The following is a 24,417-nucleotide window of genomic DNA, read 5'->3' as shown; positions in this document are numbered from 1 at the left end:
CTGCTCCCCTTGCTCACCACGGTCCCCCTGGCATGGAGGTTCTCGGGCTCTCCGGTCCGCCGCACGGTGGCGCTGTAGGACGCCTCACTGCCCCCGCCCGAGAGGTCGAGCCCTTCCTCGCCCTTTACGGCGAAGGTCCATCCGGGCTCGCCCCGCATGGCCTCCTCGGCGGCATCGAGAATCCCGCCGGGAGTGGTGGGCGGCGCCGAACTGACCGACGCGGAGGCCGAGGAGGCGACGGAAGCACCCGAAACCCCGGCCTGAGGCTCCTCCCCGCTCCCTGAGCACCCACCCAGCACCCCCACCACCACACCAGTGGCAGCAACAGCGCCCATCAACCGCACCGCGCGCCCGCCCATACCCAACTCCCTCACAAATCCTGCGGCTTCGACAGCCCCGGGTATACACCGCGGCGAATCCCGCACACCAACCACGGGACATATCGGATAGACGGCTCGGAAGGGGGTCGGCACCTGAGTCCAGACGACCGCCATGAGGACCAAGCCCGGCAGACGCACCGCATGTGCAGCCTTCCACCGGAACGACATCACCGCGGGGGCGGCGAGCAACCGTCCCGACCTCTGGCCGCTGCTGGCAGAGAGCCACCAGGGGGTGGTCCGGGCCTGTGGCGCGGACGCGCCGGTGAGTTCAGCCGATGGCGATGCGGGGGTGGGCACCCGGCCTGATCCAGCCCATGATCTGGTCCATGGTGGCGCGGGGCACGGACACGCACCCGGCGGTGGCCCCGCTCCCGTTGACGTGGAGGAAGATGCCCGCGCCGCGGCCGGGGGTGGCGGGCCAGCGGTTGAAGTTGATGACGAGGGCTTTGGCGTACTGGGTGGGGTAGTTGATGAGGTGTTCGCTGCCGCGGTCCCCGGCCTCGGTGAGCGGGAAGTCGGCGCCCGCCTCGCCGTGCATCTGGTTGTAGAACTTCGACTCGGGGTCCTGGACCCACCAGTCGTCGTCGGTGACGACGTGGTAGGGCATGGCGGTGCCGCCAGCGACGTGCCCGAAGCCCTCGGTGATGGTGTAGGTGCCGCTGGGGGTGGTCCAGGTGCTCTGCTGCCGGGTGGCCCCGTCGGTGACCCCGTTGGAGCCGACCCGCCCGGCACTGGTCGAGAACTGTGCCTTCCAGCCGGAGGACCCCTTGGCCCAGGCGGTGACGGTGGCGTAGGAGCCGCTGGCCTTGACGGTGATGACCTGGGTGGCGTTGCCGACCTCGACGGGCACGGGGAAGTCGGGCGCGGCAGGGGCGGTCGTAGCGCCGCCGGAGTCTGCTGTCCCGCTGCTTCCGCTGTCGGGGGCGGTGCTGCTTCTCTGGGCGGTGCTGGGTGATGCGGAGGCGGAGGCCGACGGGGAGGTGGAGGCCGAGGAACTGGCGGACGGTGAGTTGGAGGCGCTGGGTGAGGCGCTGTCGGAGGCGTCGGGGGAGCCGGACCGCGAGGTCTTCGGCGCCTTGGCCGAGTCCGCGGCCGCTTCCTGCTGGTCGGCGCCCTGCCCACCGCAGGCAGCGGTCAGCGCGAGGGCGCCCAGGACGGCGGCGGTGGTCAGCACCTGCCGGTGGAGGGAGTGCACGGTGGGCTCCTTGCGGTGTCGTCTGTCGGGTGTCGTCATGTCTGTTTCTGGCTGTCGGCGGTGTCCGGCCGGGGCAGGGTACCGGTGCAGGTGGCGCGGCCGAAGTCACCGCTCGCGGTGGCGCCTTGGACGTACTGGTCGCGGATGGTGAGGGTGCAGTGGGCCTGGCCTCCGTCCTCGCCGAGCACGATGCTGACGATCGGGTCGCGTCCGAGGGGGACGGGGACGGTCTTGCGCCACGGCAGGGTGGCCGCCTTGACGGTCACGGCCTTTCCGGACTCGCTACGCGCCTGGTAGGTGATGTCGGCGGTGCCGGTGCCGGTGACCTCGTAGGTCACCGAGGCCGTGGGAACGTGGCGTTCGGGGGTGCTGTCGTTCTTGCCGGTGCCGAGGAGACCGTGGAGAAGAAGCCCGGCGCAGGCGGCGAGGACGACACCGGCGATGAGCAGCCCCGCGCGGTCGGGGCGGGGGCGACGAGGTGTGGCGGCTTCGCCACCTGGCCCGTTCCCCGCCGCCTCTTCCCCGCACTCCTCGACTCTCACGGACTCCTCGGCCCTTCCGGACTCCTCGGATTCTTCGTTTCCCGGCAGGGGCGTTGCTGAAGTCCCGGACGTGACGCTCATGAGACAACCCCTTCGGAATAGGGAATGGCCCGGGCTGCGGGCAATGACGGCGGGCTTTATACATGACCCGCTGCCTCATTTTCCAGCGCGCAGACATTTCGGACAGGTGGTTTCCTTTTTCTCGTCGCTCGACCTAAATGTCCGCTCGCTTGACTTTGCCGTACCGACCTCACTAGAAACCGGGCGCTGCTCCATACGGCCTTTTCGCGAGCTACGGAAAGTGTTGTGAGCAGCGGGTTTTCAGTCAACGTGATCGAGGAGGGTTTGGTGTGAGACCCAGACTGGGCAGATCGTTAGCCTGTCTTGTGGTGGCGGCGGTGACGAGTACCGCGCTGCCGCAGGTCGCGTACGCGGCACCAGCGTCTGACGGCGGCGGCAAGGGGATCGTCGACACGGTCAAGGGCTGGTTTTCGGACGGTGATGACGGCGATGACAAGCGTGAGCTGGATAAGCCTCCGTCGCATGATGACCTGGAGATAGCGGATCGGCAGAAGCTGCCGGAGGAAAAGTCCCGTCCGCCCGCCAAGCGGGTGCGGGAACTGAAGGGCAAGCGCACGTCGAGTGCGCGTTTCTGGCAGTTGTCGGACGGCCGGGTCGAGGTGGATCTCTCGGCCCGGCCGACGTCGTATCGGGCCGGGAAGTCATGGAAGCCGATCGACACGACGGTGGTCGAGTCGGGGGCGAAGGGCTTCGATTTCGCCAACACCTCGAATGAGGGGCGTAGCTGGTTCGGCGGCAAGGCGGACCGGCTGGTGCGTTTCGCGTCGCCGGAGGGTCATACGGTCACGCTCGGCGTGGACGACGCCTCAGGCGGTGCGCTGGAGCCGGTGGCGAAGGATTCGACGGTCACCTACCGGGACGCGCTGGAGGGCGGCGCGGACCTGCAGTACGTGGTGGGCGCGGGCCGGGTGAAGGAGAACATCGTCCTGGCCCAGCGCCCGGACGGCCCGGTGACGTACACGTTCACGCTGGACACGCACGGGCTGACGCCCAAGGCGCGGCGGGATGGCTCGATCGCGTTGTTCGGGGAGTTGCCGAACACGCCGGTGATGGTGATCCCGGCGCCGTACATGACGGACGCGAAGAAGGCCGACGACTCCGTCTTCGGGAAGACGTACAGCACGAAGGTCACCCAGAAGCTCAGCCGCGACGGCGATGCGTGGCGGCTGGCGGTGACGCCGGATGCGGGATGGCTGGCGGCGAAGGAGCGGCAGTATCCGGTCGTCATCGACCCGACGATCACGATCGCGCCGAGCCCTTCGCAGTCGCAGGATGTCATGGTCCTGTCGGATCAGCCGTCGGTGAACTTCAATACGAGCTGGAAGCTGGCGGCGGGCCGGACGGACACCGGTATCGCCCGCTCGTTGATCCGGTTCCCGTTGGATGAGATTCCGTCCGGGGTGGAGGTCGACGCGGCGCGGCTGGGGATGTACTTCGACCAGACGCACACCACGGGCGGTAACAGGAACGCGATCGAGGTGCGCCGGGCGACGCAGGGCTGGGACGAGTCGTCGGCGACCTGGTCGAGTACCAGTGGCCTGGTGGGGGAGTTGTCGGGCAGTACGGTGCTGGTCGATGACGGGGATGAGGGTTCGGCGGCGGTGGGGGCGTGGCCGTCGTCGGGTTCGTCGTTGACGCAGTACGCGGTCGGGGATGACTACCGCGTCAACCAGGACTCGGTTTCCGGGGACACCTACACCTGGCAGACGCCGGTGGCCGATTCCGGTACGTACCGGGTGGAGGCGCACTACGTGGCCTCGGGGAACCGGACGACGGCGGCACCGTACACGGTGCACTACAACGGCGGCAGCGAGACCAGCACCGTGGACCAGTCCTCCGGTGCGAACGGGGAGTGGGCCGCGTTGGGTGGCGGCACGCAGTACTCGTTCAGCCGTACCGGAACCGGCTACAAGGTGGTGCTGGGTGACACCGCCACGCCGTCCGGCTCGGCGGTGATCGCGGACGCGGTGCGCTTGGTCAACCCCGCCCAGATCGTGAAGAACGCGGGCGATTACAACGCCTGGCACAACTTCCCGGTGGCCGACACGGTGCAGAAGTGGGTCAACGGCACCACGCCCAACTACGGCTTCGTCATCCAGGCCAGGGACGACACGGACTCCGGGACGGCGCTGGGCGGCCCGCGGTACGAGGCCGGTGACGGCGACTACGGCGGCGAGACGGCGACGATCCCACGGCTGACGGTCACCTACGGCAAGGTCGGCACCAGCCTCAACTCCCCGACGGTCATCCATTCCACGGGCCCGGAGTTGTCGTGGCAGGCGTATGACAACCTCACCGGCGACGCGGGGCTGGACATCGTCGAGTACCAGTTGCACCGCTCCACGCAGCAGGCGTTCACGCCGTCCGCGGCCACGCTGATCGCCCCCATCGACAAGACCGCCACGACCTACACGGACACCACCGCGACACCGACCCCGGACTCCTCATCGCAGGAGATCGGCCGGTCGTACTACTACCAGATCGCCGTCAAAACCGTCGACGGCCAGTTGCTGGGCTCCCCCACACGGATCGTGGGTGTGCCGAAGGCGGGCCGCACGATGAAGCTGATCCAGGGCACCTCCGGCGTCACGGACACGACCCTGTCCTCGGACCAGCCCACCACCAACCAGGACACCATCAACTCCTGGAATATTGGGCAGAACTGGCTGAGCGTCGGCAACAACTCCACCACCTACGGCACCACCCGCGCGGTGATGAAGTTCGCCACCGCGGACATCCCCACCACCGCCACGGTGCTGGAGTCGCGGATGTTCATGTGGGCGGCGGAGACCACCACCGGCACCAACGGCGCCCGCTACAACCTGCACGGCCTGACCCGCGCCTTCGACGAGACATCGGCGACGTGGAACAACGCCACCGCCACCAGCGCCTGGACCAGCCCGGGCGGCGACCGCAGCTCGGTCGTCTCGGACTACACCCCGCAGTGGAGCAACGACGTCGGCCGCCACTACTGGGACGCCACCTCCCTCACCCAAGGCTGGATCAAGACCCCGTCGAGCAACCGGGGCGCGATGGTCAAACTGGCCGACGAGTCGGGCAGCGGCCCGCAGGAACGCACCGTGTTCCTGTCCTCGGAGGCATCCGACGACCAGCTCGGCCCGCTGCTGCGCGTCATCTACGTCGACTCCACCACCCAGGACACCTACTACGCCCCGCAGACCCCGGCCCGCATGACCCCGAACTCCACCTACGGCGTGGACGTCACGGTCACCAACACCACGAGCGCGGCCTGGGCGACGGGCGAGCGGCAACTGTCGTACACCTGGAAACTCCCGGACGGCACGGACGCCACCACGTCCGGCAACCAACTGTCCACGGCCATCCCGGCCCTGGCCCCCGGCCAGTCAGCGACGATCAAGGCCCAGGTCAAGACGCCCATCAACTCCGACTCGGGCAACAAGCGCACCGAGTACGTCCTGGGCTGGGACGTCCGCAAGATCTCCGACGGCACCTGGCTGTCGGCCGGGACGGGAGGCATCCCGCCGCTGAAGCAGAACGTGGCGGTGGAGTACCCCACCTCCAACACCCTGGGCCTGGAGAAGTTCTACGCCTACACCGGCAAGAACACCGGCGCCGGATCAACGGTCATGAACAACCTGGCCGCCGGTAACAGCGTCTGGTCGTACAACGCGTTCACCAACCCAGGCCGCGGCCTGAACACCTTCGTGCGGATGGCGTACAACTCCCTGGACACCTCCGACACCGTCTCCGGCCACGGCTGGTCCCTCCAGGCCGCAGGACCCATCCGCCTCGGCGCCCCGCTGGACTTCCACCCCAACCCCAACCCGACCGAGGTCCGCCTCCCGGACGGCGACGGCACCACGCACGTCTTCCGCAAGCAGTCGGACGGCACGTGGAAGGCCCCCGCGGGCGTCCACTACCGCCTGACGATGAAGCCGGGCCTGGACTGCACCCCCACCAAGGACCCGGTCCCCGACGCCTGGACCCTCCTCCGCCCGGACGGCACCCGCTTCTTCTTCGGCTGCGACGGCTACCTGACCTCGGTAGTCGACAAGAACGGCAACACGCAGACGTACACGTACGAGGAGCGCAAGTCCAACAACAAGCCGACCAAGTTCCTCACCTACATCACCGACCCCGCCGGACGGCAGTCCCTCACGGTCGACTACTACAAGAAGGGCGACGCATCGTACGACTACATCGACGACAGCGGCGCCAAGGCCACCGGCACCAACCTGACCAACTCCAAGATCTACGACCACCTCAAGTCGATCACCGACATCTCCGGCCGCAAGATCACCTTCACCTACACCACCAAGGGCCTGATGGCCCAGATGGTCGACGGAGCGGGCTCATCCCAGCCGAAGGTCTTCAAGTTCATCTACGACGCCACCCAGGGCAACAAGAACGTCAAGCTGGTCAAGATCACCGACCCGCGCGGCAACGCCACCTCAATGGCGTACAACACCCCCACCGCAGGTGACGACCCCAAGTACCACTGGTGGACGAAGACCATCACCGACCGCCTGAACGGCGCCACCGGCTTCACCTACGCGGCGAACACCACGAACACCAAGTTCACCGACACCACCGTCACCGACGCCGAGAACCACGCCACGAAGTACGTCACCGACGACTTCGCCCGCCCGGTCCAGACGACCAACGCCAAGTCCCAGACCACGAAGATGACCTGGGACGCCGACAACAACGTCACCTACCTGGAAGAGGACAACGGCGCCAAGACTACCTACTGCTACGACCAGAAGACCGGCTACCCCCTCTGGCAACGCGACGCGGAGAACAACAAGACCGGCATCCCGCCGCAGTCCGACTGCGCACCCGGCACCTACCCCGCCAACGCGGCCAAGTTCGAGTACACCACCCGCGCCGACGGCTACTCCGCCGACCTGTTCCGCAAGACCTCACCCGAGGGCCGCACCTGGCAGTTCGGCTACGACACCTTCGGCAACCTGACCACGGTCACGGACCCCAAGGGCGTCGCCACGAGCACGGCCGGTGACTACACCACGTCCTACGAGTACAACGCCTACGGCCAGCTCACCAAGGCCACCGACGCCAACGGCAACCCGACCACGAACAGCGACTTCGGCCCGACCGGCTACCCGGCGAAGATCACCGACGCCCTCAACAAGACGACCTCCTTCGTCTACGACGAGCGCGGCCAGGTCACCGAGGTCACCGACGCCCTCGGCAAGAAGACCACGCAGACGTACGACACCTTCGGCCGCCCACTGGTGAGAACCGTCCCGAAGGACCAGTCCGCGGGCGCCCTGATCACCACCCCGGCCCCGGAGTACGACGCCAACGACAACGTCACCAAGTCAACGGCCCCCAACGGCGCCATCTCCACGGCGGTCTACGACGCGGCCGACCAGACCACCTCGGCCACCGCACCCAAGGACACCAGCACCTCGGCCGAGCGCAAATCGGTCTACACCTACGACAAGGTCGGCAACCTCAAGACCACAACGGAGCCCAAGGGCACCCTGACCACCACCGACACCACCGACTACGTCACCACCCAGCACTACGACGCGATCTACCAGCTCACCTCGGTCGTCAACGCGTCGAACGACAAGATCAGCTACGAGTACGACAACGTCGGCAACCTCGTCACGGTCATCGACCCGAAGAAGAACGCGACCGCCGACACCACCGACTACACCACCAAGACCGCCTACGACCTCAACCACCGGGTCACCACGGTCACCGACGCCGCCGGAGAGACCACCAAGCGGACCTACGACAAGGACTCACTGGTCGTCTCCACGACGGACGCGGAGAACAACACCACGACCGTCACCTACGACGAACGCGGCAAGGTCGTCGAACAGAAGGTCCCGCACACGGGCACCACGACCCTCACGTACCGGACCACGAAGTACCAGTACGACCAGGTCGGCAACACCACGAAGGTCATCACCCCGCGCGGCGTGGAGACGGCCACGGCGGACGACTTCACCGCCCGCACCGAGTACGACGCACTGAACCGCCCGGTCAAGCAGTACCAGCCCTACGACCCGGCGGACACCCGCTACAACAGCGGAAACGTCTACACCGAGACGGTCTACGACGCGATCGGCAGGGTCAAGAAGACCTCCCTGCCCCCGTCCGAGGGCCAGACGGTCCGCAACGACACCACCTACGCCTACTTCGACAACGGCTGGGTGAAGTCGGCCACGGACCCGTGGGACATCGCCACCACCTACGACTACAACACCCTGGGCCAGCAGACCGCCCGCACGCTCACCTCGGCAGGCGGCTCCTCGGACCGCACCATGAGCTGGTCGTACTACCCCGACGGCAAACTGAAGTCGAAGTCGGACGACGGCGTGCCGGTCGGCAAGAGCGTCGTCCTCGTCGACAACTCCGACACCCAGAACACCTCCTCCACCGGCACCTGGACGAAGGGAGACCTCACCGACCAGCACGGCTACGACCACCGCACCCACGCGGCGGGCAGCGGCACCGACGCCTTCACCTGGACCCTCAACATCCCCAAGGACGGCACGTACACCGCGTACGTGAAGTACCCGAAGGTCACGGGCGCGGCGACGACAGCGAAATACACCCTCACCCACGGCACCTCGACGGAGCCTTCGGTCACGAAGGACCAGACAGCGGCCACCGGCACCTGGGTGTCCCTCGGCTCCTACGCCCTCAAGCAGGGTGAGAACACCAAGCTGAAGCTGGACCAGAACAGCGGCGGAACCGTCGTCGCCGACGCGGTCAAGCTGGTCCGCGACAACTCCGCCGACACCGACAACGAGAAGAAGACCTTCACCTACGCCTACGACGTCAACGGCAACCTGACCTCGATCGACGACACCTCCTCCGGCGCGCGGATCGACGCCTACACGGTCACCTACACCGGCCTCAACCAAGTCCAGACGGTCACCGAGGCACTCTCCGGCCAGGAGAAGAAGGCCACGTCGTACACCTACGACGCCAACGGCCAGCCGCAGACGGTCACCCACCCCGACCAGTACTCGAAGTACACCTACGACCTACGGGAACTGGTCAAGACGGTCTCGGTCGGCAAGAGCACGACGGACACCACCCCGAAGGTCACGTCGTACACGTACACCGCCCGCGGCCAGAAACTGAAGGAGACCAAGGCCAACTCCAACACCGTCGACTACACCTACTACCTCGACGGCGCCCTGAAGACCTCCGTCGAGAACAAGGGCAACGGCACCCTCGTCGCCTCCCACACCTACGCCTACGACCCCAACGGCAACAAGGCGCAGGACATCGCCAAGAAGATGAACGCCGACAACCACACGGCGTACCTCTCCTCCACCACCCACTACACCTACGACCCAGCCGACCGCCTCGCCAAGTCCGTCAAGACCGGCAACGGCGCCGGTACGGACACCTACGTCCACGACGACAACGCCAACGTCATCAACCAGACGGTCAAGGGCACGACCACCACATACACCTACGACCGCAACCGCCTCCTGACCGCCACCTCCGGCGGCACATCGGCGAACTACACCTACGACCCCTTCGGCCGCCAGGAATCCGTCACCAGCGCAGGCCAGACCATCGAGCGAAGCGTGTACGACGGCTTCGACCACGTCGTGGAGTCCCAGAAGATGGACGACACCGGCACCCTGAAGTCAACGAAGTACACCTTCGACCCACTCGACCGCACCGCCTCAAAGACAGCGGACGGCAAGACCACCACGTTCAACTACCTTGGCCTGTCTGGTGAAGTGCTCAACGAGGAAGTCGCAGGCGAGCTGACGAAGTCCTACCAGTACAGCCCGTGGGGTCAACGCCTGTCGCAGACCAAGCACAACGCGGACAGCACCTCGGAGGACGGCTACTACGGCTACAACAGCCACACCGACGTCGAAACCCTCACCGACAGCACCGGCAACACCAAGGCCACCTACGGCTACACGGCCTACGGCTCCGACGACACCTCGGACTTCAGCGGCATCGACAAACCCGACTCCACCGACCCCACCAAGGACACCTACAACCCCTACCGCTACAACGCCAAGCGCTGGGACGCCCAGTCCGGCACCTACGACATGGGCTTCCGCGACTACAACCCCGGCCTCAACCGCTTCACCACCCGGGACATGTACAACGGCGCACTGGCGGACATGGGCCTAGGTGTGGATCCGTACTCAGGTAACAGGTACGCGTTCGGGGGTGGCAATCCCACCAGTTTCATCGAGCTCGACGGGCATATACTTGCGCCTATAGATGGCGGGACTAGCCCGACTCTGACCGAGCGTACATTGGCGGACGGTCGCACAGCTATCTACGACGCCTACGGCATCGGGCACATCCTCGGCACAACACCAGACAACGAGGCTTCAGGGCTTGCTCTGCAGGTGCTGAACGACGACCTCAAGGCAGCGGGGATCTTTTCCGACGGCTCCGGGAACGGAACCGGCGAACGGTATCTACTGCAGAGCGACATCAAGCCGTTGGTAGGAAAAGGGAGTTTCACCGATGAGAACGGTAACCTGAGATTCAACGGGACGACATCCGATTTCATCCGCGTCTCCTACGAGAACGGGAAGATAGTCGATGTTCTCGACTTCGATGCGACGAGCTCCAAGGACGGCAAGGCCCTCAGCTTGATAGCCGGCGACATCAATGGGAAGTTGTCCAGGAAAATGCAAGCGAACAACGTCATCTATGTTGCTCAAAGCGCAGACCAAGCCAAAGCAGTGGCTGCTGAATTTTCCAGCGACGCCAGGGTACGGGTGATCCATCCGAGTAGCGGATTCGACAACGGCAGAGTCTTCAACGGAGCTACTGGCGGCGTAAACAGGGCACGAGTCAGCCCTAAGATGCGATATCGCGCATTCGGCGTCGCTGGATCTCTGATGCCGTTCGCCCAGTCCAACAGCTACGTGCGGAGTTTCGGCTTCTGGGGGGGAATCGCTGAGATGGGCAAGGATTTCTTCGATCCGTTCGGATTCGCGGACGCCGTGGCGCCTCCCCAACAGCCAGGAGGCATTTGTGACCCGGCGTCGGGAAGTTGCGCCTGAGTAGCTTCCTGAGCGTTCAGCGCACCACCTTCGGATTTTCCGGCGGTGGTGCGCTGCCGTCTCAACTTACATCCGCGTCGTTCAGTGCGGAGCCATCACCAATTCACCGATAACGTGCAATCCAACTTGGGCTGCCAACCACGGAGCACGTCGACTCTCGATTCTCTTAACGTGCACGAAAACCGTGCAGTCCGTCGCGGGCTCCGCGAGATCAAGATCCCGGACGTTCACACACAGACTGACAAAGGCACCCCTGGAACCCCCGACGCCGAGTCCGATTTCAGGTGCTTCGGGCCAGCCTGAGAAGTCCCACCGCAACGTCGCTGGCTCTTTACCCAGGGCTGCAAAAAGGGACGGTCTCACCGATTCCGGTGACAGACCCCAGCTCTGGAGGCGAACTGGGAGGTGCTTAGAGAGAATATCCCCTTTTCCTGAGGAGCCCTCCGTGTCCCCTTCGCTCTGCCATTCCCAAGTCGGCAATACAGCCATCAGTGATCTCAGGGCCTGCATGGAGGAAATCCGCGCCTCCAAATCAACTTCGAGATCACTCGTATCAGCGATATCGAGTAGTTGCTGGACGACTCGCATAGCTTCCTTCAGGTCCGTCGTCCTCAGGATTGGTTGCGCATATGAGTTGGACATGCCGACTAGTTTGCCACTAACCCAAGCGAAGAGAGCGAGCCTGACCACTAGAACTTCGACTTTATTCCGTAATATCCGTTTTGCGATCACGCGACGCCAAGAAATGAGAGACTGCGGGCCTTGTGGCGGAGGCGGTCCGCGACGCTCTCGTCTCAGCCTACTGAAGTGAACTCTAGGAAGGGGCGGCGAGCGTTGCGGCGGAGGTCGGCCGCGATGTTCTTGCTGCTGAGCGGCCCACAAGGATCCCAGCAGTTCATCAATCTAGGCATGTACACAGACTCGCGGAGCGGGCTTCCCGTGCCCGTCGGAGGAATGCCGCGATGGAGAGCGGAAAGGTGAAGGGTTCATGGATCGGGAAGCGCTGATCGCCCAACTGCGGGATCTGAGGCCGCCGCACGACGGTGCGGGAGACTCGGTCGACCGGCAGAAGATCGAGCGAGTCTGGGGAATCACGTCCCCCCAGGACTACAAGGAGTTCATGGCCACGTACGGCGACGGTGAGACCGACGCGTTTCTCACCTTCCTCGTCCCCGAATGGGCCGAGGGTCCCGTCCCCACCGGGGACATGGCGGAGGAGACGGCCGAGGCGCGGCGGATGTGGCGGAAGGAGCCCCCGGCGGGCTAAGGCTCGTCGGCCACGCCGCCGTCATCGCCTGGGGTGTGAACGCGCGTGCTGCCGACGAGCACAGCCGCTCAACAGTCAAGAACACCATCGCCGTCCTGGTCCGCGTCATGGAACAGGCAGTCCGCGACGGCATCATCAAGGTCAACCCCGCCCGCGTCAGCGGCTGGCAGAAACTCTACAAACAGGCCCAGGACGAACTCCGCGACCCCCGCGCCCTCGCCCCGCCGACTGGCAGACACTCGTCCCACTGGCCGACGCCCTCGTGGCCGCCTCTTCCAACCAGTACAGAGGCTGGGGCGACGTCGCACTCTTCGCCGCGAGTACCGCCGCGCGGATCGGAGAAGTCTCCGGGTGCCGCGTCGGAGACATCGACACCAGCCAGTGGCTCTGGACCGTGCAACGCCAGACCACACCCGCGCCCGGCGGCCTGACCGACAAGGGCACCAAAGGAAAGCGCGCCCGAAAGGTTCCCATCATCGAGAAAATCCGCCCCCTCGTGGCCCAGCGCATCCTCTCCGCCGGCCCCGCTCCCGACGCCCGTTTGTTCACCGGCCCACGCGGAGGACGCATCTCCACCGCGGTCCTGCGCGACGCGACCCACTGGGACGAGGTCGTCACCCAGCTCGGCCACGAACACCTACGGCGTCACGACCTCCGCCACACCGGACTCACCTGGCTCGCCGACGCCGGAGTCCCGCTCCACGTCCTGCGCAGGATCGCCGGCCACGGCTCATTGACCACCACACAACGCTACCTGCACCCGGACACCCACAAGATCACGGCCGCCGGGTCGGCACTCTCCGCACACCTCAGCGTGCTGCGTGCCCCACGCACGCTCCCCGCAACAACTGTCCTCACCCGCTGACCCCAGTCAAGGGACATTGGTCCCCAACTGGTCCCCAAAAATGATCAAGGGCCGGGTTCGGATGGCTCCGAACCCGGCCCTGACCTGCGACTGTCTCCAGTCGGGACGACAGGATTTGAACCTGCGACCCCTTGACCCCCAGTCAAGTGCGCTACCAAGCTGCGCCACGTCCCGGTGTGCCCGTCGCGCGGTGAACCGCGTGATCGTGCAGGTCAACCCTACCCCATGTGCGAGAGGGGTCAGGACGGGGCGGGGAGTGGGCGGGGGCTACTCGGCGGGGTCCTCCGTCGCGGTGTACGCCGCTGTCGTGCGGGACGCCGCCGCGCGGGCCGCTTCCTCCGGCTCGCCGCTGGCGATGCTCGCCTCGCACCAGGCGCCGCTGCTCGCGGCCATGAAGCGGCGGCCCTCCTCCGAGCATGAGCTGGTCAGGGGGTACGCCTGGGTGAGGGACCGTCGGGCGGGAGGGGTGACATCGCGGCCGTAAGACTTCCGTCACCCCGCGACGGTCGCCGCCGGGGGTGTCGTCTCGCTTGAATGAGTCGTCCGGGTCCGGGAACGGCTAGTGGAGGAGACGGGGATGGGGCGCGTGCGCGGGTGGGTGACCAGGCCGGTGGTGCTGGGGGCGCTGGTGGTGGCTGTGGCGCTGGTCGGGGTGGGGCTGTACTGGTTCCAGCCCTGGAAGGTCTGGCAGGACGAGACCGTCGAGGAGGCCCTGCCGCAGGCGACGGCCGCCGCACCGGCCAAGGGCGCGGAGCCGTCCGAGGAAGCGCCGGCCACAGATCGGCCCACCACGCCTGCCACTCCCGCCGGGCCCGTCACCGTCGCCTCCGGCGAGCTGATCAGCCACGAGCACGACACCTCCGGCACCGTGAGGCTGCTGCGGCTCTCCGACGGCTCGCACGTCGTACGGCTGGAGAACCTCGACACCAGCAACGGGCCCGACCTGCGGGTGTGGCTCACCGACGCGCCGGTCAAGGAGGGCACCGCCGGGTGGCGGGTCTTCGACGACGGGGCGCATGAGAGCCTCGGCAGGCTCAAGGGCAACAAGGGCAACCAGAACTACCCGCTGCCCGCCGGTGTCGACCCCGCCGACTTCAGCAGCGTCAGCATCTGGTGCGACCGCTTCGACGTGTCGTTCGGGGCGGCGGAGCTGGCGCCGGTCTGATCGCCGTACGCCACCGGTGGCCACGGGGTGCCCGCCGCCCCCACACGCGCGGGCGTGTTCAGGCGTCGCCGAAGACCGCCCCGGCGATGTGCTCGGCGATCGCCATGGACGCCGTCGCCGCCGGGGACGGGGCGTTGCGTACGGCGGTGACGCGGCCGACCTGGTGGATGCGGAAGTCGTCCACGAGGGTGCCGTCCCGGTCGAGTGCCTGGGCGCGTACGCCCGCGCCGCCGCGCACCACGTCGGCGACGCCGACGCCGGGGACGTAGTGGGCGGCGTCCCGCATGAACGCCTTGCGGGACAGGGAGCCGCGGTACTCCTTGATGCCGGTACGCCAGTGCCGGGCCGCCATCCGCCAGGAGCCGGGGTAGGCGGCGAGGCCGGCCAGGTCACGTGGGGAGACCTTGGCGAGCCGGTAGCCCTCCCTGGCCAGGGCGAGGACGGCGTTCGGGCCGACCTCCACCGAGCCGTCGACGCGCGGGGTGAAGTGCACGCCGAGGAACGGGTAGCGGGGGTCGGGCACGGGGTAGATCAGGCCGTTGACCAGGTGGGTGCGGTCCGGGCGCAGGAGCATGTACTCGCCGCGGAACGGCATGATCCGCGGCTCGGCCTTGTCCTGCGCGAGCCGGGCGACGGTGTCGGAGTGCAGCCCCGCGCAGAGGATCAGCCGGTCCACCGTGCGGCGGTCCTGACCGGAGGCCACCTCGACCCCGCCGGGGACGCTGGTGACCGACGTGACGGGGAAGCCGAGCCGGACCTCGCCGCCGGACGCCTCGATGTCCCGGGCGAACTCCCGCGCGATCGCCCGGTAGTCGGTGATCGCGGTGCGCGGCGAGTGCAGGGCGGCGATGCCCCCGGCGTGCGGTTCGATCTCCCTGATCTCCTCGCGGGAGACCCGGCGCAGATCGGGCACGTGGTTGTTGCGGGCGCGCTCGTAGAGGCTCTCCATCCGGCCCAGTTCGTCCTGGCGGACGGCCATGACGAGCTTGCCGGTCTCGCGGTACGGCAGCTTCCGGTCCTGGCAGAACTCCTTGAGCAGGGCCACGCCCTGCACGCACAGCCCGGCCTTGAGGCTGCCCGGCGTGTAGTAGATCCCGGCGTGTACGACGCCGGAGTTGTGGCCGGTCTGGTGGACGGCGACCTCGTCCTCCTTCTCCAGTACCACGACCCGCGTGCCGGGACGGCGCAGGGCGATCTCGCGGCCGGTCGCCAGTCCGACGATCCCGGCGCCGACGATGCCGATCGTCTCGTCAGCCATCGGTGTCCTCCTTGTCCTCGATGACCACTTCCCCTCCCGAAGTGAAGCGCGACCGCCCCGGCCCGGCTGGAGAACCGCCGAACTCGCCCCCTCTGATTCCCCGGGCGCCGGTCACCGCGTCCCGGCGCGCGGTGACCGGCGTTCGCCGTCCGGTCCTACGGGGTCCAGCCCGCGGTGACCGGGTGCTGACCGGCGTCCTGGCCGGCCCGCTGCCGGGAGGCGCGCGGCGCGGCGCTGCCGATGAAGACCACGGAGACCACACCGGCCAACGCGAAGGCGGTGAAGCACCGGTCGCCCTTGTGCGCGGCGAGCGGCTGGCCGCCCGGCCACGGTCCGAGGACGGCGCCGAAGCGGCCCACGCCGGAGGTCCAGCCGACGGCGGTGGCGCGGCTCGCGGCCGGGGTGGCGACGGAGACGGTGGCGTAGATTCGTCGCGGGCGGGCGGGGCGGCGGGCAGGGCGGAGGCGGGGCGCGCGTCAGTCGCGCAGCGCCTCGATCACACGGGTGAGATGGGCGCGGACGGCCGTCTCGGCCGCCTGCGGGTCCCTGGCCCGGATCGCCTCGATCACGGCCAGGTGCTCGGTCAGGGATTGCTGCGGGCGCCCCGGCCGGAGCGCCAGCCGGAAGCGGTGGCGCACCAGTTGGGCGTTGAGCCGCTCCAGCAGCTCCAGGGCGGTGCCCTGGCCGGAGAACTCCTGGATCCGGGTGTGCAGCCGGTGGTTGAGGTCGGAGTAGGTCACCGGCTCACCGTCGGCTACGGCCTTGGTCATCGCCGTGCCCAGTTCGGTGAGTTCGACGAGCTGGCCGTCGCTGGCGGCGACGGCGGCCCTGGCCGCGCACAGCCCTTCCAGGGCCATCCGGCACTCGGTGATCTCGACCGCCTCCTCCACGGTCACCACCCGGACGCGCGAGCCGCGGTTGCGGATGCGCTCGACCAGGCCCTGTGCCTCCAGATCGATCAGCGCGGCCCGGATGCTGGCCCGTGTCACACCGAACTGCTCGGCGAGTTCGTTCTCCACCAGCCGCTGCGCCGGTGCCATCTCGCCGTGCAGGATCGCCTGCCGCAGCCGCGCGAGCGCGTGCTGTTTGGCCTGTTCCCCGGTGCTCGGACGGGCTTCCGTCGGCATGTGCCCTCCCTGAGTGAGTGACTGTCGAACATGCATCTGGCCACATGAGATCGTCATCAATTCTGTTCGACTTATTGCCGCTCCCACTCCGCTTCTTGGCGCTCCCGCTCCGCCCGGGACAGGTTGTCCAGGCGGCGGCGCGGACGGGGGACACTCTGTCGGCGGTGGCGGGTCGTCCGGGCTGGCTACGGTCGCCCCATGGACCACAGCCTCGCCCTGCACATCGCCGACGCCGCGCTCGAACCCGAGCCGCTCGACCCGGCGCAGATCGTCTCCGGGACGCCCGAGGTGACCGGGAAGGTGGTGTGGGAGTCGCCGGACGGGCGGCGGATCCGCGGGGTCTGGCAGATCACGCCGGGGGTGGTGACCGACACCGAGGCCGACGAGGTGTTCGTGGTGGTCAGCGGGTCGGCGACGATCGAGGTCGAGGACGGGCCGACGCTGCGGGTCGGGCCCGGGGACATGGCGGTGCTGCGCGCGGGCGACCGGACGACGTGGACGGTGCACGAGACGCTGCGCAAGGCGTACGCGATCGACCTCTGACCCGCGTTCAGCCCCGCGCCGGGGGTGCCGTCGTACCGCGTACCCGCAGCTCCGGCGCGCACAGGTGGACCTCCCCCGCTCCCCCGGTCCCGGCGAGCCGGTCGAGGAGGAGGTGGGCGGCGCGGCGGCCGACCTCGTGGGCGGCGTTGTCGACGGTGGTCAGCCAGACGTGCCGCAGCCGGGCGAGGCTGGTGTCGTCGTAGCCGACGACGGACAGGTCCCGGGGCGCGCCGAACCCCAGGCCCTCCGCCGCCGACAGCACCCCCACCGCGGCGATGTCGTTGACGGCGAACACCGCCGTGGGCCGCTCCCCGCGGCCGAGCAGCCGTACGGTGCCGCGGTAGCCGCCCTCCTCGGTCATGTCGCTGGGCTCGACGACGGCGGCGTCGGCCAGCCCGTGTTCCCGCATCGCCGTCTCGAAGCCGCGCCGCCGCAGCTCCCCCACGGCGCCGTACCCCGCGAGGTGCGCGATTCTGCGGTGGCCGAGGCCGACGAGGTGCTCGGTGGCCAGCCGGGCGCCCTTCTCGTCGTCGCCCGCGACCGTGTCGACGCCGGGCGGCACCGGTTCGCGGGCGCCCGCGACGACGACGGGCACCCGGTCGGCGACGGGGCCGAGCGTGGCCGGGTCGGGCAGCGTGCCGACGATGACCAGGCCGTCCGCCCGCAGGTCGAGGAAGGGACCGGTGGGGTCCTGCCCGGTGCGCCGGTTGAGGCGGGCGTCGGCGAGCAGCATGTGCAGGCCACTGGTGTGCAGCGGCGGGTTGAGGCCGTCGAGGAGGTCGACGAACCAGGGGTTGCGCAGGTCGTTGAGGAGGACGCCGATGGTGCGGGTGCGGCGTTCGCTGAGGCTGCGGGCGGCCGTGTTGGGCCGGTAGCCCAGCTCGCGCACCGCCCGCAGCACCGCCTCCCGCTTCTCCGGGCGCACCCGCTCCGAGCCGCGCAGCACCAGCGAGACCAGTGACTTGGAGACACCCGCGTGCTCGGCGACGTCGCGGATGGTCGGCTGCCTCATGGTGGGAACGTTCCAGAGCACAGGCGGCTTGTCAAAGGGGCGAGTGAGGGTTGACAGCCTGGTGCTTCGTCCCCAGGGTGGGCTTGGAGAGGTTGATGGACCGGTCCAATGAAGGGCTGTCATGACTGTCACGGCTGGCATGGGTGAGACGCTCGGGGTGGCCGTCGTCGGGTTCGGCTGGATGGGCCGGGTCCACACCCGGGCGTACGCGCGCCTCCCGCACCACTATCCGCGGCTCCCCCTGCGGCCGGAGCTGGTGGCCGTCGCCGAGGAGGTGCCGGGGCGCGCCGAGGAGGCGGCCGGGCAGTACGGGTTCGGCATGGCGACCCGGGACTGGCGGGAGGTGGCCGCGGACCCGCGGGTGAAGGCGGTCAGCGTCACCGCGCCGAACTTCCTGCACCGGGAGATCGGGGTGGCGATGGCCGAGGCGGGCAAGCACCTCTGGATCGAGAAGCCGGTCGGCCTGACCGCCGACGACACCCGCGCGGTCGCGGACGCCGTCGCCCGGGCCGGGGTGCAGGGCGCCGTCGGCTTCAACTACCGGTGCGCGCCCGCCGTGGAGACCGCCCGGGAGCTGATCGCGGGCGGCGGGATCGGCACCGTCACGCATGTCCGCGTCCGCCTCCTCAGCGACTACGCCGCGCATCCGGAGGGGGCGCTGACCTGGCGGTACGAGCGGGCGCGCGGCGGCAGCGGGGTGCTGGGCGACCTGGCCTCGCACGGCGTGGACCTGGCCCGCTTCCTGCTCGGTGAGATCACCGCCGTCACCGCGGACACGGCGGTCTTCGTACCGGAGCGGGCCCGCCCGGCCGGCGCGACCGCGGGCCACTCCCGGGCGAGCGGCGGGGTGCCCGGCCCGGTGGAGAACGACGACTACGTCTGCTGCCTGCTGCGCTTCGCCTCCGGCGCCCGGGGCGTCCTGGAGGCGTGCCGGGTCTCGGTCGGCGAGCAGAACGCCTACGGCTTCGAGGTGCACGGCACCCGGGGCGCGGTCTTCTGGGACTTCCGCAGGATGAACGAACTCGGCGTCAGCCGCGGCACCGACTACCAGGACCAGCCGGTCAGCACGGTGTACGTCGGCCCGGGGCACGGTGAGTTCGGCGCGTTCCAGCCGGGCGCGGCGAACGCGATGGGCTACGACGACCTGAAGGTGATCGAGGCCCACCGCTTCCTGCGCTCCATCGCCGAGGGCACCCCGTACGGCGCCACGCTGACCGACGCGGTGCGCGCGGCGGCCGTCCTGGACGCTGTGGCGCGGTCCGCGCGGACCGGTGCCTGGGTCAGCCCGGCGGACCCCTCGGCTCCCTGACCTCACGGCCACTCCCCTTCCACCGTTCCAAGGAGCACCGTCCATGCGCATCGGAATCCTCGGCCTCGGCCGCATCGGCGCCTTCCACGCCGAGACCCTGTCCGGGCTCGCCGCCGTCGGGTCGCTGGTCGTCTGCGACCCCGTCACCGACACCGCGAAGGCCGCCGCCGAGCGGTTCGGGGCCGAGGTCGCGGACTCCGCGGAGGCGGTGCTGGCCGCCGGGGTGGACGGCGTGGTGGTGGCCGCGGCGACCGACGCGCATCCGGCGCTGATCCTGGCCGCGGTGGCGGCGGGCGTGCCGGTCTTCTGCGAGAAGCCGGTGGCCCGCACCATGCGGGAGGGCAGGGCGGTGCTGGCGGCCGTCGAGGGCGCGGGCGTGCCGGTGCAGATCGGCTTCAACCGCCGTTTCGACGCCGGGTTCGGCGCGGCGCGGGACGCGGTGCGCGCCGGTGCGCTGGGCCCGCTGCACACCGTACGGTCGACGACGCTGGACCCGGCACCGCCCCCGGCCGCGTACGTCGCCGCCTCCGGTGGCATCTTCCGGGACTGCTCGGTGCACGACTTCGACGCCGTCCGCTGGGTGACGGGCCGTGAGGTGACCGAGGTGTACGCGGTGGGCGGCAACCGGGGCGCGGAGTACATCCGGGCGGCGGGCGACGCGGACACCACGGGCGCGCTGCTCACCCTGGACGACGGCACGCTGGCGGTGGTGTCCAACAGCCGTCACAACGGCCGGGGTTACGACGTCCGGATGGAGCTGCACGGCTTCACCGACTCCCTCGCCGTGGGTCTGGACGACAAGCTGCCGCTGCGCTCGGCGGAACCGGGGGTGGGGTTCCCGGCGGGCGCGCCGCACGACTTCTTCATGGACCGCTTCGCCGCCGCCTACCGCGCCGAGCTGGCCGCGTTCACCGAGGTCGTCGCGGGGGCGCGGCCGTCGCCGTGCACGGTCGCGGACGCGTTGGAGGCGGGCTGGGTCGCGGAGGCGTGCGCACTGTCGCTGCGGGAGCACCGTCCGGTACGGGTCGAGGAGGTGCGGGCCCGGTGAGTCCGGGGCGCCGTCAGTGGTGGAAGCCCGGGCGGCGCTCCGCGGGAACCGAAGGGCCCTTCGCCAGCCGGGCGACGGCCTCCTCGATGTCGTCGGCGAGCAGCGCGACCTTGTCGTAGCCGATGCCGTGCCGGACCAGGACGCGCTGGACGACGGTGTCCTCGCGTCCGGCGGGCAGCGGGTAGGTGGGGACCTGCCAGCCGCGGCGGCGGAGCTGGTCGGAGAGGTCGTAGAGGGTGAACGGCGTCGCGGTGGGGTCGGTGAGGGTCCAGCAGACGGCGGGCAGCGCGTCGTGTCCGTCGTGCAGGACGGTGAAGGGGCCGAGGCCGGTGAGCCGTTCGGCGAGCATCCGGGCGCTGGTGGCGCAGGCGCGGTGGACCTTGGTGTAGCCCTCGCGGCCGAGGCGCAGCAGGTTGTAGTACTGGGCGACGACCTCGCCGCCGGGACGGGAGAAGTTCAGGGCGAAGGTGGGCAGGTCGCCGCCGAGGTAGTCGACGTGGAAGACGAGGTCGTCGGGGAGCACCTCGGCCGACCGCCACACCGCCCAGCCCACGCCGAGCGGGGCCATGCCGTACTTGTGCCCGGAGGCGTTGACCGACGCCACCCTCGGCAGCCGGAAGTCCCAGACCAGGTGGGGCTGGAGGAAGGGGGCGACGAAGCCGCCGCTGGCCGCGTCGACGTGCAGCGGGATGTCGAGGCCGGTCTCCGCCTGGATGCGGTCGAGTTCGGCGGCGAGGTCGGCGACGGGTTCGTAGCCGCAGGTGTAGGTGACGCCGAGGATGGCGACGACGCCGATGGTGTTCTCGTCGACGTGCGCGCGGAGTTGGTGCGGGCGCAGGCCGAGGGCGCCGTCCTCCAGGGGGACCTGGCGCAGCTCGACGTCGAAGTAGCGGGCGAACTTCTCCCAGCAGACCTGGACGGGTCCGGCGACCAGGTTGGGCCGCTCGGCGGGCTGGCCCGCGGCCCGGCGGCGCTGGCGCCAGCGCCACTTCAGGGCGAGGCCGCCGAGCATGGCCGCCTCGCTGGAGCCGGTGGTGGAGCAGCCGACGGCCCCGCCGTCGGGCGGGGCGTTCCAGAGGTCGGCGAGCATGTGGACGCAGCGCTTCTCGATCTCGGTGGTCTGCGGGTACTCATCCTTGTCGATCATGTTCTTGTCGAGGCACTCGTCCATCAGCAGGTGCACCTCGGGTTCCGCCCAGGTCGTGCAGAACGTCGCCAGGTTCTGCGAGGCGTTGCCGTCGAGGGTCAGCTCGTCGTGGATGAGGGCGCGGACGGCGCGGGCGTCGGAGACGCCGTCGGGGACCCGGGTCTTCGGCAGGGTCCGTTCGCTGACGGGCAGCGCGTAGACGTCGTCGAAGGGGCCCGGCGCGGAGCCGTCGGTCTGGTGCAGGGCCATGGCATCGCATCCCCATGTCGAGGGCCGTCGCTGGTGGGAGGCCGGGGGCGGACACCCGAGCGGCGCGGACGGACGGGGGACACCGACGCCCGCCCCGACCTCCCTCTCCTGTGCACCCTGGCACAGCGGGCGCGGGCCCGCCGCCCGGACGCGCCTGCCCGGGTGGGGCGCCCGACGCCGGGGCGGCACGACCGGGCCGGGTTGTGTCACCCGGGCGCGGAGCCGACCGGGCCGGGTTGTGTCACCCGGGCGCGGAGCCGGGCCCCACCACGCGAAGGAGGACGGCGCCCGGCTGCGCGCCGTGGGCACGACGGCGCCGGTCGGCGTCGTCCTGGCCGCCGCGGGGACCGCGGCTCTGGTCCGCAAACGGCCGGACGGCGCCTGGGGCGTGTCGCCGAGGCCCCGCCTGCCGCCCGCCGCCCGGCACGTCCTAGGCGCCGCAGGACCGCAGGAACCTGCGCGTGCGCACCGCGATCGGCAGCGGCCGGTCCGGCTCGCACGGGTACATGTCCTGCTCGACGATGGCGAACAGGTCGACGCCGAGCCGCTGGGCGGCGGCCAGCACCGGCTCCAGTTCCGGCACCCCGGACGGCGGTTCGCACATCACCCCGCGCTGCACGGCCGGTCCGAAGGGCACGCCGCCCGCGACGACGTCGGCGAGGATCTCCGGGTCGACCTGCTTGAGGTGCAGGTAGCCGAGGCGCTCGCCGTAGGTCTCGATCAGCTTGACGCTGTCGCCGCCGCAGTAGGCGTAGTGCCCGGTGTCCAGGCAGAGGCCGACCAGGTCGGCGTCGGTGGCGTCGAGGAAGCGCGTCACGTGCGCCTCGGTGTCGATGTGGGTGTCCGCGTGCGGGTGGACGACGATGTCCAGGCCGTAGGCCTCCCGCACCTGGCGGCCGAGGCGTTCCATGCCCCGGGCGAGGTGCCCCCACTGCTCGCCGGTCAGCTCGGGCGGTTCCAGGATCTCGGCGGTCTTGTCGTCGCGCCAGAAGGACGGGATGACGACGAGGTGCCGCGCGCCCATGGCCTGGGTGAGCGCGGCGACCTGGCTGACGTGCTCCCAGGTGGGCTCCCAGACGGCGGGGCCGCGGTGCAGGCCGGTGAAGACGGTACCCGCGGAGACCTTCAGGTCCCGCCGCGCCACCTCGTCGGTGAGGCGGGCCGGGTCGGTGGGGAGGTAGCCGTAGGGGCCGAGTTCGATCCAGTCGTAGCCCGCCTCCGCGACCTCGTCGAGGAAGCGTTCCCAGGGGACCTGCCGGGGGTCGTCGGGGAACCAGACGCCCCAGGAGTCGGGGGCGGAGCCGACCCGGATACGGTCCAGCGCTGCGGGCATGTCAGGGCTTTCCTTCCGTGGGGCTGGCGACCGGGGGCGCGGGGTCCGCCACCTCGGGGAGTCCCTCGACGTCGACGCCGCGCACCTGGGCCAGTTCGTGCCTGAGGGCGGCGAGTTCGGTGCCGCCCGCCATGTGGTGGGTCAGTTCCTCCAGGGTGACGTCGCCGCGGTCGGCGGAGAGTTCGAGGGTGCCGAGGCGCAGCACGCTGAAGTGGTCGCCGACCAGGTAGGCGTGGTGGGGGTTGTGGGTGATGAAGATGACGCCGAGGCCCCGGTCGCGGGCGGTGGCGATGTACTTCAGGACCACCCCGGACTGTTTGACGCCGAGGGCGGCGGTGGGCTCGTCGAGGATGAGGACGCGGGCGCCGAAGTGGACGGCGCGGGCGATGGCGACGCACTGGCGCTGGCCGCCGGAGAGGGTGCCGATGGGCTGTTCGAGGTCGTCGAGGGCGATGCCCATCGCGCGCAGTTCGTGGTCGGCGGTCCGCTTCATCCGGGCGATGTCGAGGCGGCGGACCGGCCACGGGCCCTTGGTGAGTTCGGAGCCGAGGAAGAAGTTGCGCCACACCGGCATCAGCGGCACGGTCGCGAGGTCCTGGTAGACGGCGGCGATCCCCCGGTCCAGGGCCTCGCGCGGGGTGCCGAACCGCACCGGCCCGCCGTCGACGCGGAACTCGCCCTCGGTGTGCTGGTGCAGCCCGGAGATGATCTTGATGAGGGTGGACTTGCCCGCGCCGTTGTCGCCGAGGACGCAGGTCACCTTCCCGGGGTGGACGGTGAGGTCGACGCCGTGCAGGGCGCGGATGTTGCCGTAGGACTTGCCCGCGCCGCGCAGCTCGACGAGGGGGGCGGTGTCGCTGGTGGTCATGGGTG

Annotated in this window: 16 protein-coding genes, 1 tRNA gene and 1 pseudogene; 7 read left to right on the top strand and 11 right to left on the bottom strand. The window is 69.4% G+C overall.

All coding sequences use genetic code 11. The features are described 5' to 3' along the window. Positions 1 to 648 precede the first annotated feature (648 nt). Complete coding sequence (locus ABZ659_RS30590) at positions 649 to 1,614, bottom strand: L,D-transpeptidase family protein (protein ID WP_360226287.1); 966 nt, start codon at positions 1,612 to 1,614, stop codon at positions 649 to 651. Beyond that, complete coding sequence (locus tag ABZ659_RS30585; RefSeq protein WP_360226284.1) at positions 1,611 to 2,117, bottom strand: hypothetical protein; 507 nt, start codon at positions 2,115 to 2,117, stop codon at positions 1,611 to 1,613. The genes ABZ659_RS30590 and ABZ659_RS30585 overlap by 4 nt, the downstream gene beginning before the upstream one ends. Before the next feature lie 1,358 nt (positions 2,118 to 3,475). On the opposite strand from ABZ659_RS30585, the gene ABZ659_RS30580 reads away from it, so the two are divergent. The 3 genes and pseudogenes from ABZ659_RS30580 to ABZ659_RS30570 form a co-directional block, all read left to right on the top strand. Then, complete coding sequence (locus tag ABZ659_RS30580) at positions 3,476 to 11,221, top strand: DNRLRE domain-containing protein (RefSeq protein ID WP_360226302.1); 7,746 nt, start codon at positions 3,476 to 3,478, stop codon at positions 11,219 to 11,221. Positions 11,222 to 12,209: 988 nt separating this feature from the next. Continuing rightward, entirely contained in the window at positions 12,210 to 12,488 is a 279-nt protein-coding gene (locus tag ABZ659_RS30575) for a hypothetical protein (RefSeq protein ID WP_360226281.1), read from the top strand. Between the two features lie 50 nt (positions 12,489 to 12,538). Then, positions 12,539 to 13,353 (top strand): annotated as a pseudogene (locus tag ABZ659_RS30570) (site-specific integrase); the annotation flags it as partial. Positions 13,354 to 13,453: 100 nt separating this feature from the next. Here ABZ659_RS30570 and ABZ659_RS30565 read toward each other — a convergent pair. Both ABZ659_RS30565 and ABZ659_RS30560 read right to left on the bottom strand, forming a co-directional pair. Further along, a tRNA-Pro gene (locus ABZ659_RS30565) sits at positions 13,454 to 13,527 on the bottom strand. Positions 13,528 to 13,620: 93 nt separating this feature from the next. Next, on the bottom strand, positions 13,621 to 13,746 hold the full coding sequence (locus ABZ659_RS30560; protein WP_360226278.1) for a hypothetical protein: 126 nt from the start codon (positions 13,744 to 13,746) through the stop codon (positions 13,621 to 13,623). A gap of 184 nt (positions 13,747 to 13,930) precedes the next feature. On the opposite strand from ABZ659_RS30560, the gene ABZ659_RS30555 reads away from it, so the two are divergent. Next, complete coding sequence (locus ABZ659_RS30555; protein ID WP_360226275.1) at positions 13,931 to 14,518, top strand: DM13 domain-containing protein; 588 nt, start codon at positions 13,931 to 13,933, stop codon at positions 14,516 to 14,518. A gap of 58 nt (positions 14,519 to 14,576) precedes the next feature. Here ABZ659_RS30555 and lhgO read toward each other — a convergent pair whose 3' ends face one another. From lhgO to ABZ659_RS30540, 3 genes are all read right to left on the bottom strand, one after another. Continuing rightward, complete coding sequence (lhgO, locus tag ABZ659_RS30550) at positions 14,577 to 15,776, bottom strand: L-2-hydroxyglutarate oxidase (protein ID WP_360226272.1); 1,200 nt, start codon at positions 15,774 to 15,776, stop codon at positions 14,577 to 14,579. 155 nt (positions 15,777 to 15,931) lie between these two features. Further along, positions 15,932 to 16,135, bottom strand: coding sequence for a hypothetical protein (locus ABZ659_RS30545; RefSeq protein ID WP_360226269.1), 204 nt, complete (start codon positions 16,133 to 16,135; stop codon positions 15,932 to 15,934). Positions 16,136 to 16,252: 117 nt separating this feature from the next. Beyond that, on the bottom strand, positions 16,253 to 16,903 hold the full coding sequence (locus ABZ659_RS30540) for a GntR family transcriptional regulator (protein ID WP_360226266.1): 651 nt from the start codon (positions 16,901 to 16,903) through the stop codon (positions 16,253 to 16,255). A gap of 198 nt (positions 16,904 to 17,101) precedes the next feature. Here ABZ659_RS30540 and ABZ659_RS30535 point away from each other — a divergent pair, with 198 nt between their 5' ends. After that, positions 17,102 to 17,446, top strand: coding sequence for a cupin domain-containing protein (locus ABZ659_RS30535; protein WP_360226264.1), 345 nt, complete (start codon positions 17,102 to 17,104; stop codon positions 17,444 to 17,446). A gap of 7 nt (positions 17,447 to 17,453) precedes the next feature. Here the strand turns inward: ABZ659_RS30535 and ABZ659_RS30530 are convergent, their stop codons facing one another. Then, complete coding sequence (locus ABZ659_RS30530) at positions 17,454 to 18,458, bottom strand: LacI family DNA-binding transcriptional regulator (RefSeq protein WP_360226261.1); 1,005 nt, start codon at positions 18,456 to 18,458, stop codon at positions 17,454 to 17,456. Positions 18,459 to 18,597: 139 nt separating this feature from the next. On the opposite strand from ABZ659_RS30530, the gene ABZ659_RS30525 reads away from it, so the two are divergent. Both ABZ659_RS30525 and ABZ659_RS30520 read left to right on the top strand, forming a co-directional pair. After that, positions 18,598 to 19,767 (top strand): Gfo/Idh/MocA family oxidoreductase, encoded by a 1,170-nt coding sequence (locus ABZ659_RS30525; RefSeq protein WP_360226299.1) that lies wholly within the window; start codon positions 18,598 to 18,600, stop codon positions 19,765 to 19,767. Between the two features lie 43 nt (positions 19,768 to 19,810). Then, the gene (locus ABZ659_RS30520; RefSeq protein WP_360226258.1) at positions 19,811 to 20,815 is read left to right on the top strand and encodes a Gfo/Idh/MocA family oxidoreductase; all 1,005 of its coding nucleotides are present in this window, start codon (positions 19,811 to 19,813) and stop codon (positions 20,813 to 20,815) included. 13 nt (positions 20,816 to 20,828) lie between these two features. Here ABZ659_RS30520 and ABZ659_RS30515 read toward each other — a convergent pair whose 3' ends face one another. The 3 genes from ABZ659_RS30515 to ABZ659_RS30505 all read right to left on the bottom strand — a co-directional run bounded on the left by ABZ659_RS30515 (position 20,829) and on the right by ABZ659_RS30505 (position 24,412). After that, the gene (locus ABZ659_RS30515) at positions 20,829 to 22,211 is read right to left on the bottom strand and encodes a glutamate decarboxylase (protein ID WP_360226255.1); all 1,383 of its coding nucleotides are present in this window, start codon (positions 22,209 to 22,211) and stop codon (positions 20,829 to 20,831) included. A 430-nt stretch (positions 22,212 to 22,641) separates the two neighbouring features. Next, positions 22,642 to 23,544, bottom strand: coding sequence for a sugar phosphate isomerase/epimerase (locus ABZ659_RS30510; protein WP_360226252.1), 903 nt, complete (start codon positions 23,542 to 23,544; stop codon positions 22,642 to 22,644). A 1-nt stretch (position 23,545) separates the two neighbouring features. Further along, positions 23,546 to 24,412 (bottom strand): ATP-binding cassette domain-containing protein, encoded by an 867-nt coding sequence (locus ABZ659_RS30505; RefSeq protein ID WP_360226249.1) that lies wholly within the window; start codon positions 24,410 to 24,412, stop codon positions 23,546 to 23,548. Positions 24,413 to 24,417: the final 5 nt, after the last annotated feature.

Origin of the sequence: Streptomyces sp. NPDC006997, assembly GCF_040635175.1 — a bacterium.
Taxonomy (GTDB): domain Bacteria; phylum Actinomycetota; class Actinomycetes; order Streptomycetales; family Streptomycetaceae; genus Streptomyces.
This window is presented reverse-complemented; position numbering and strand designations above follow the sequence as displayed.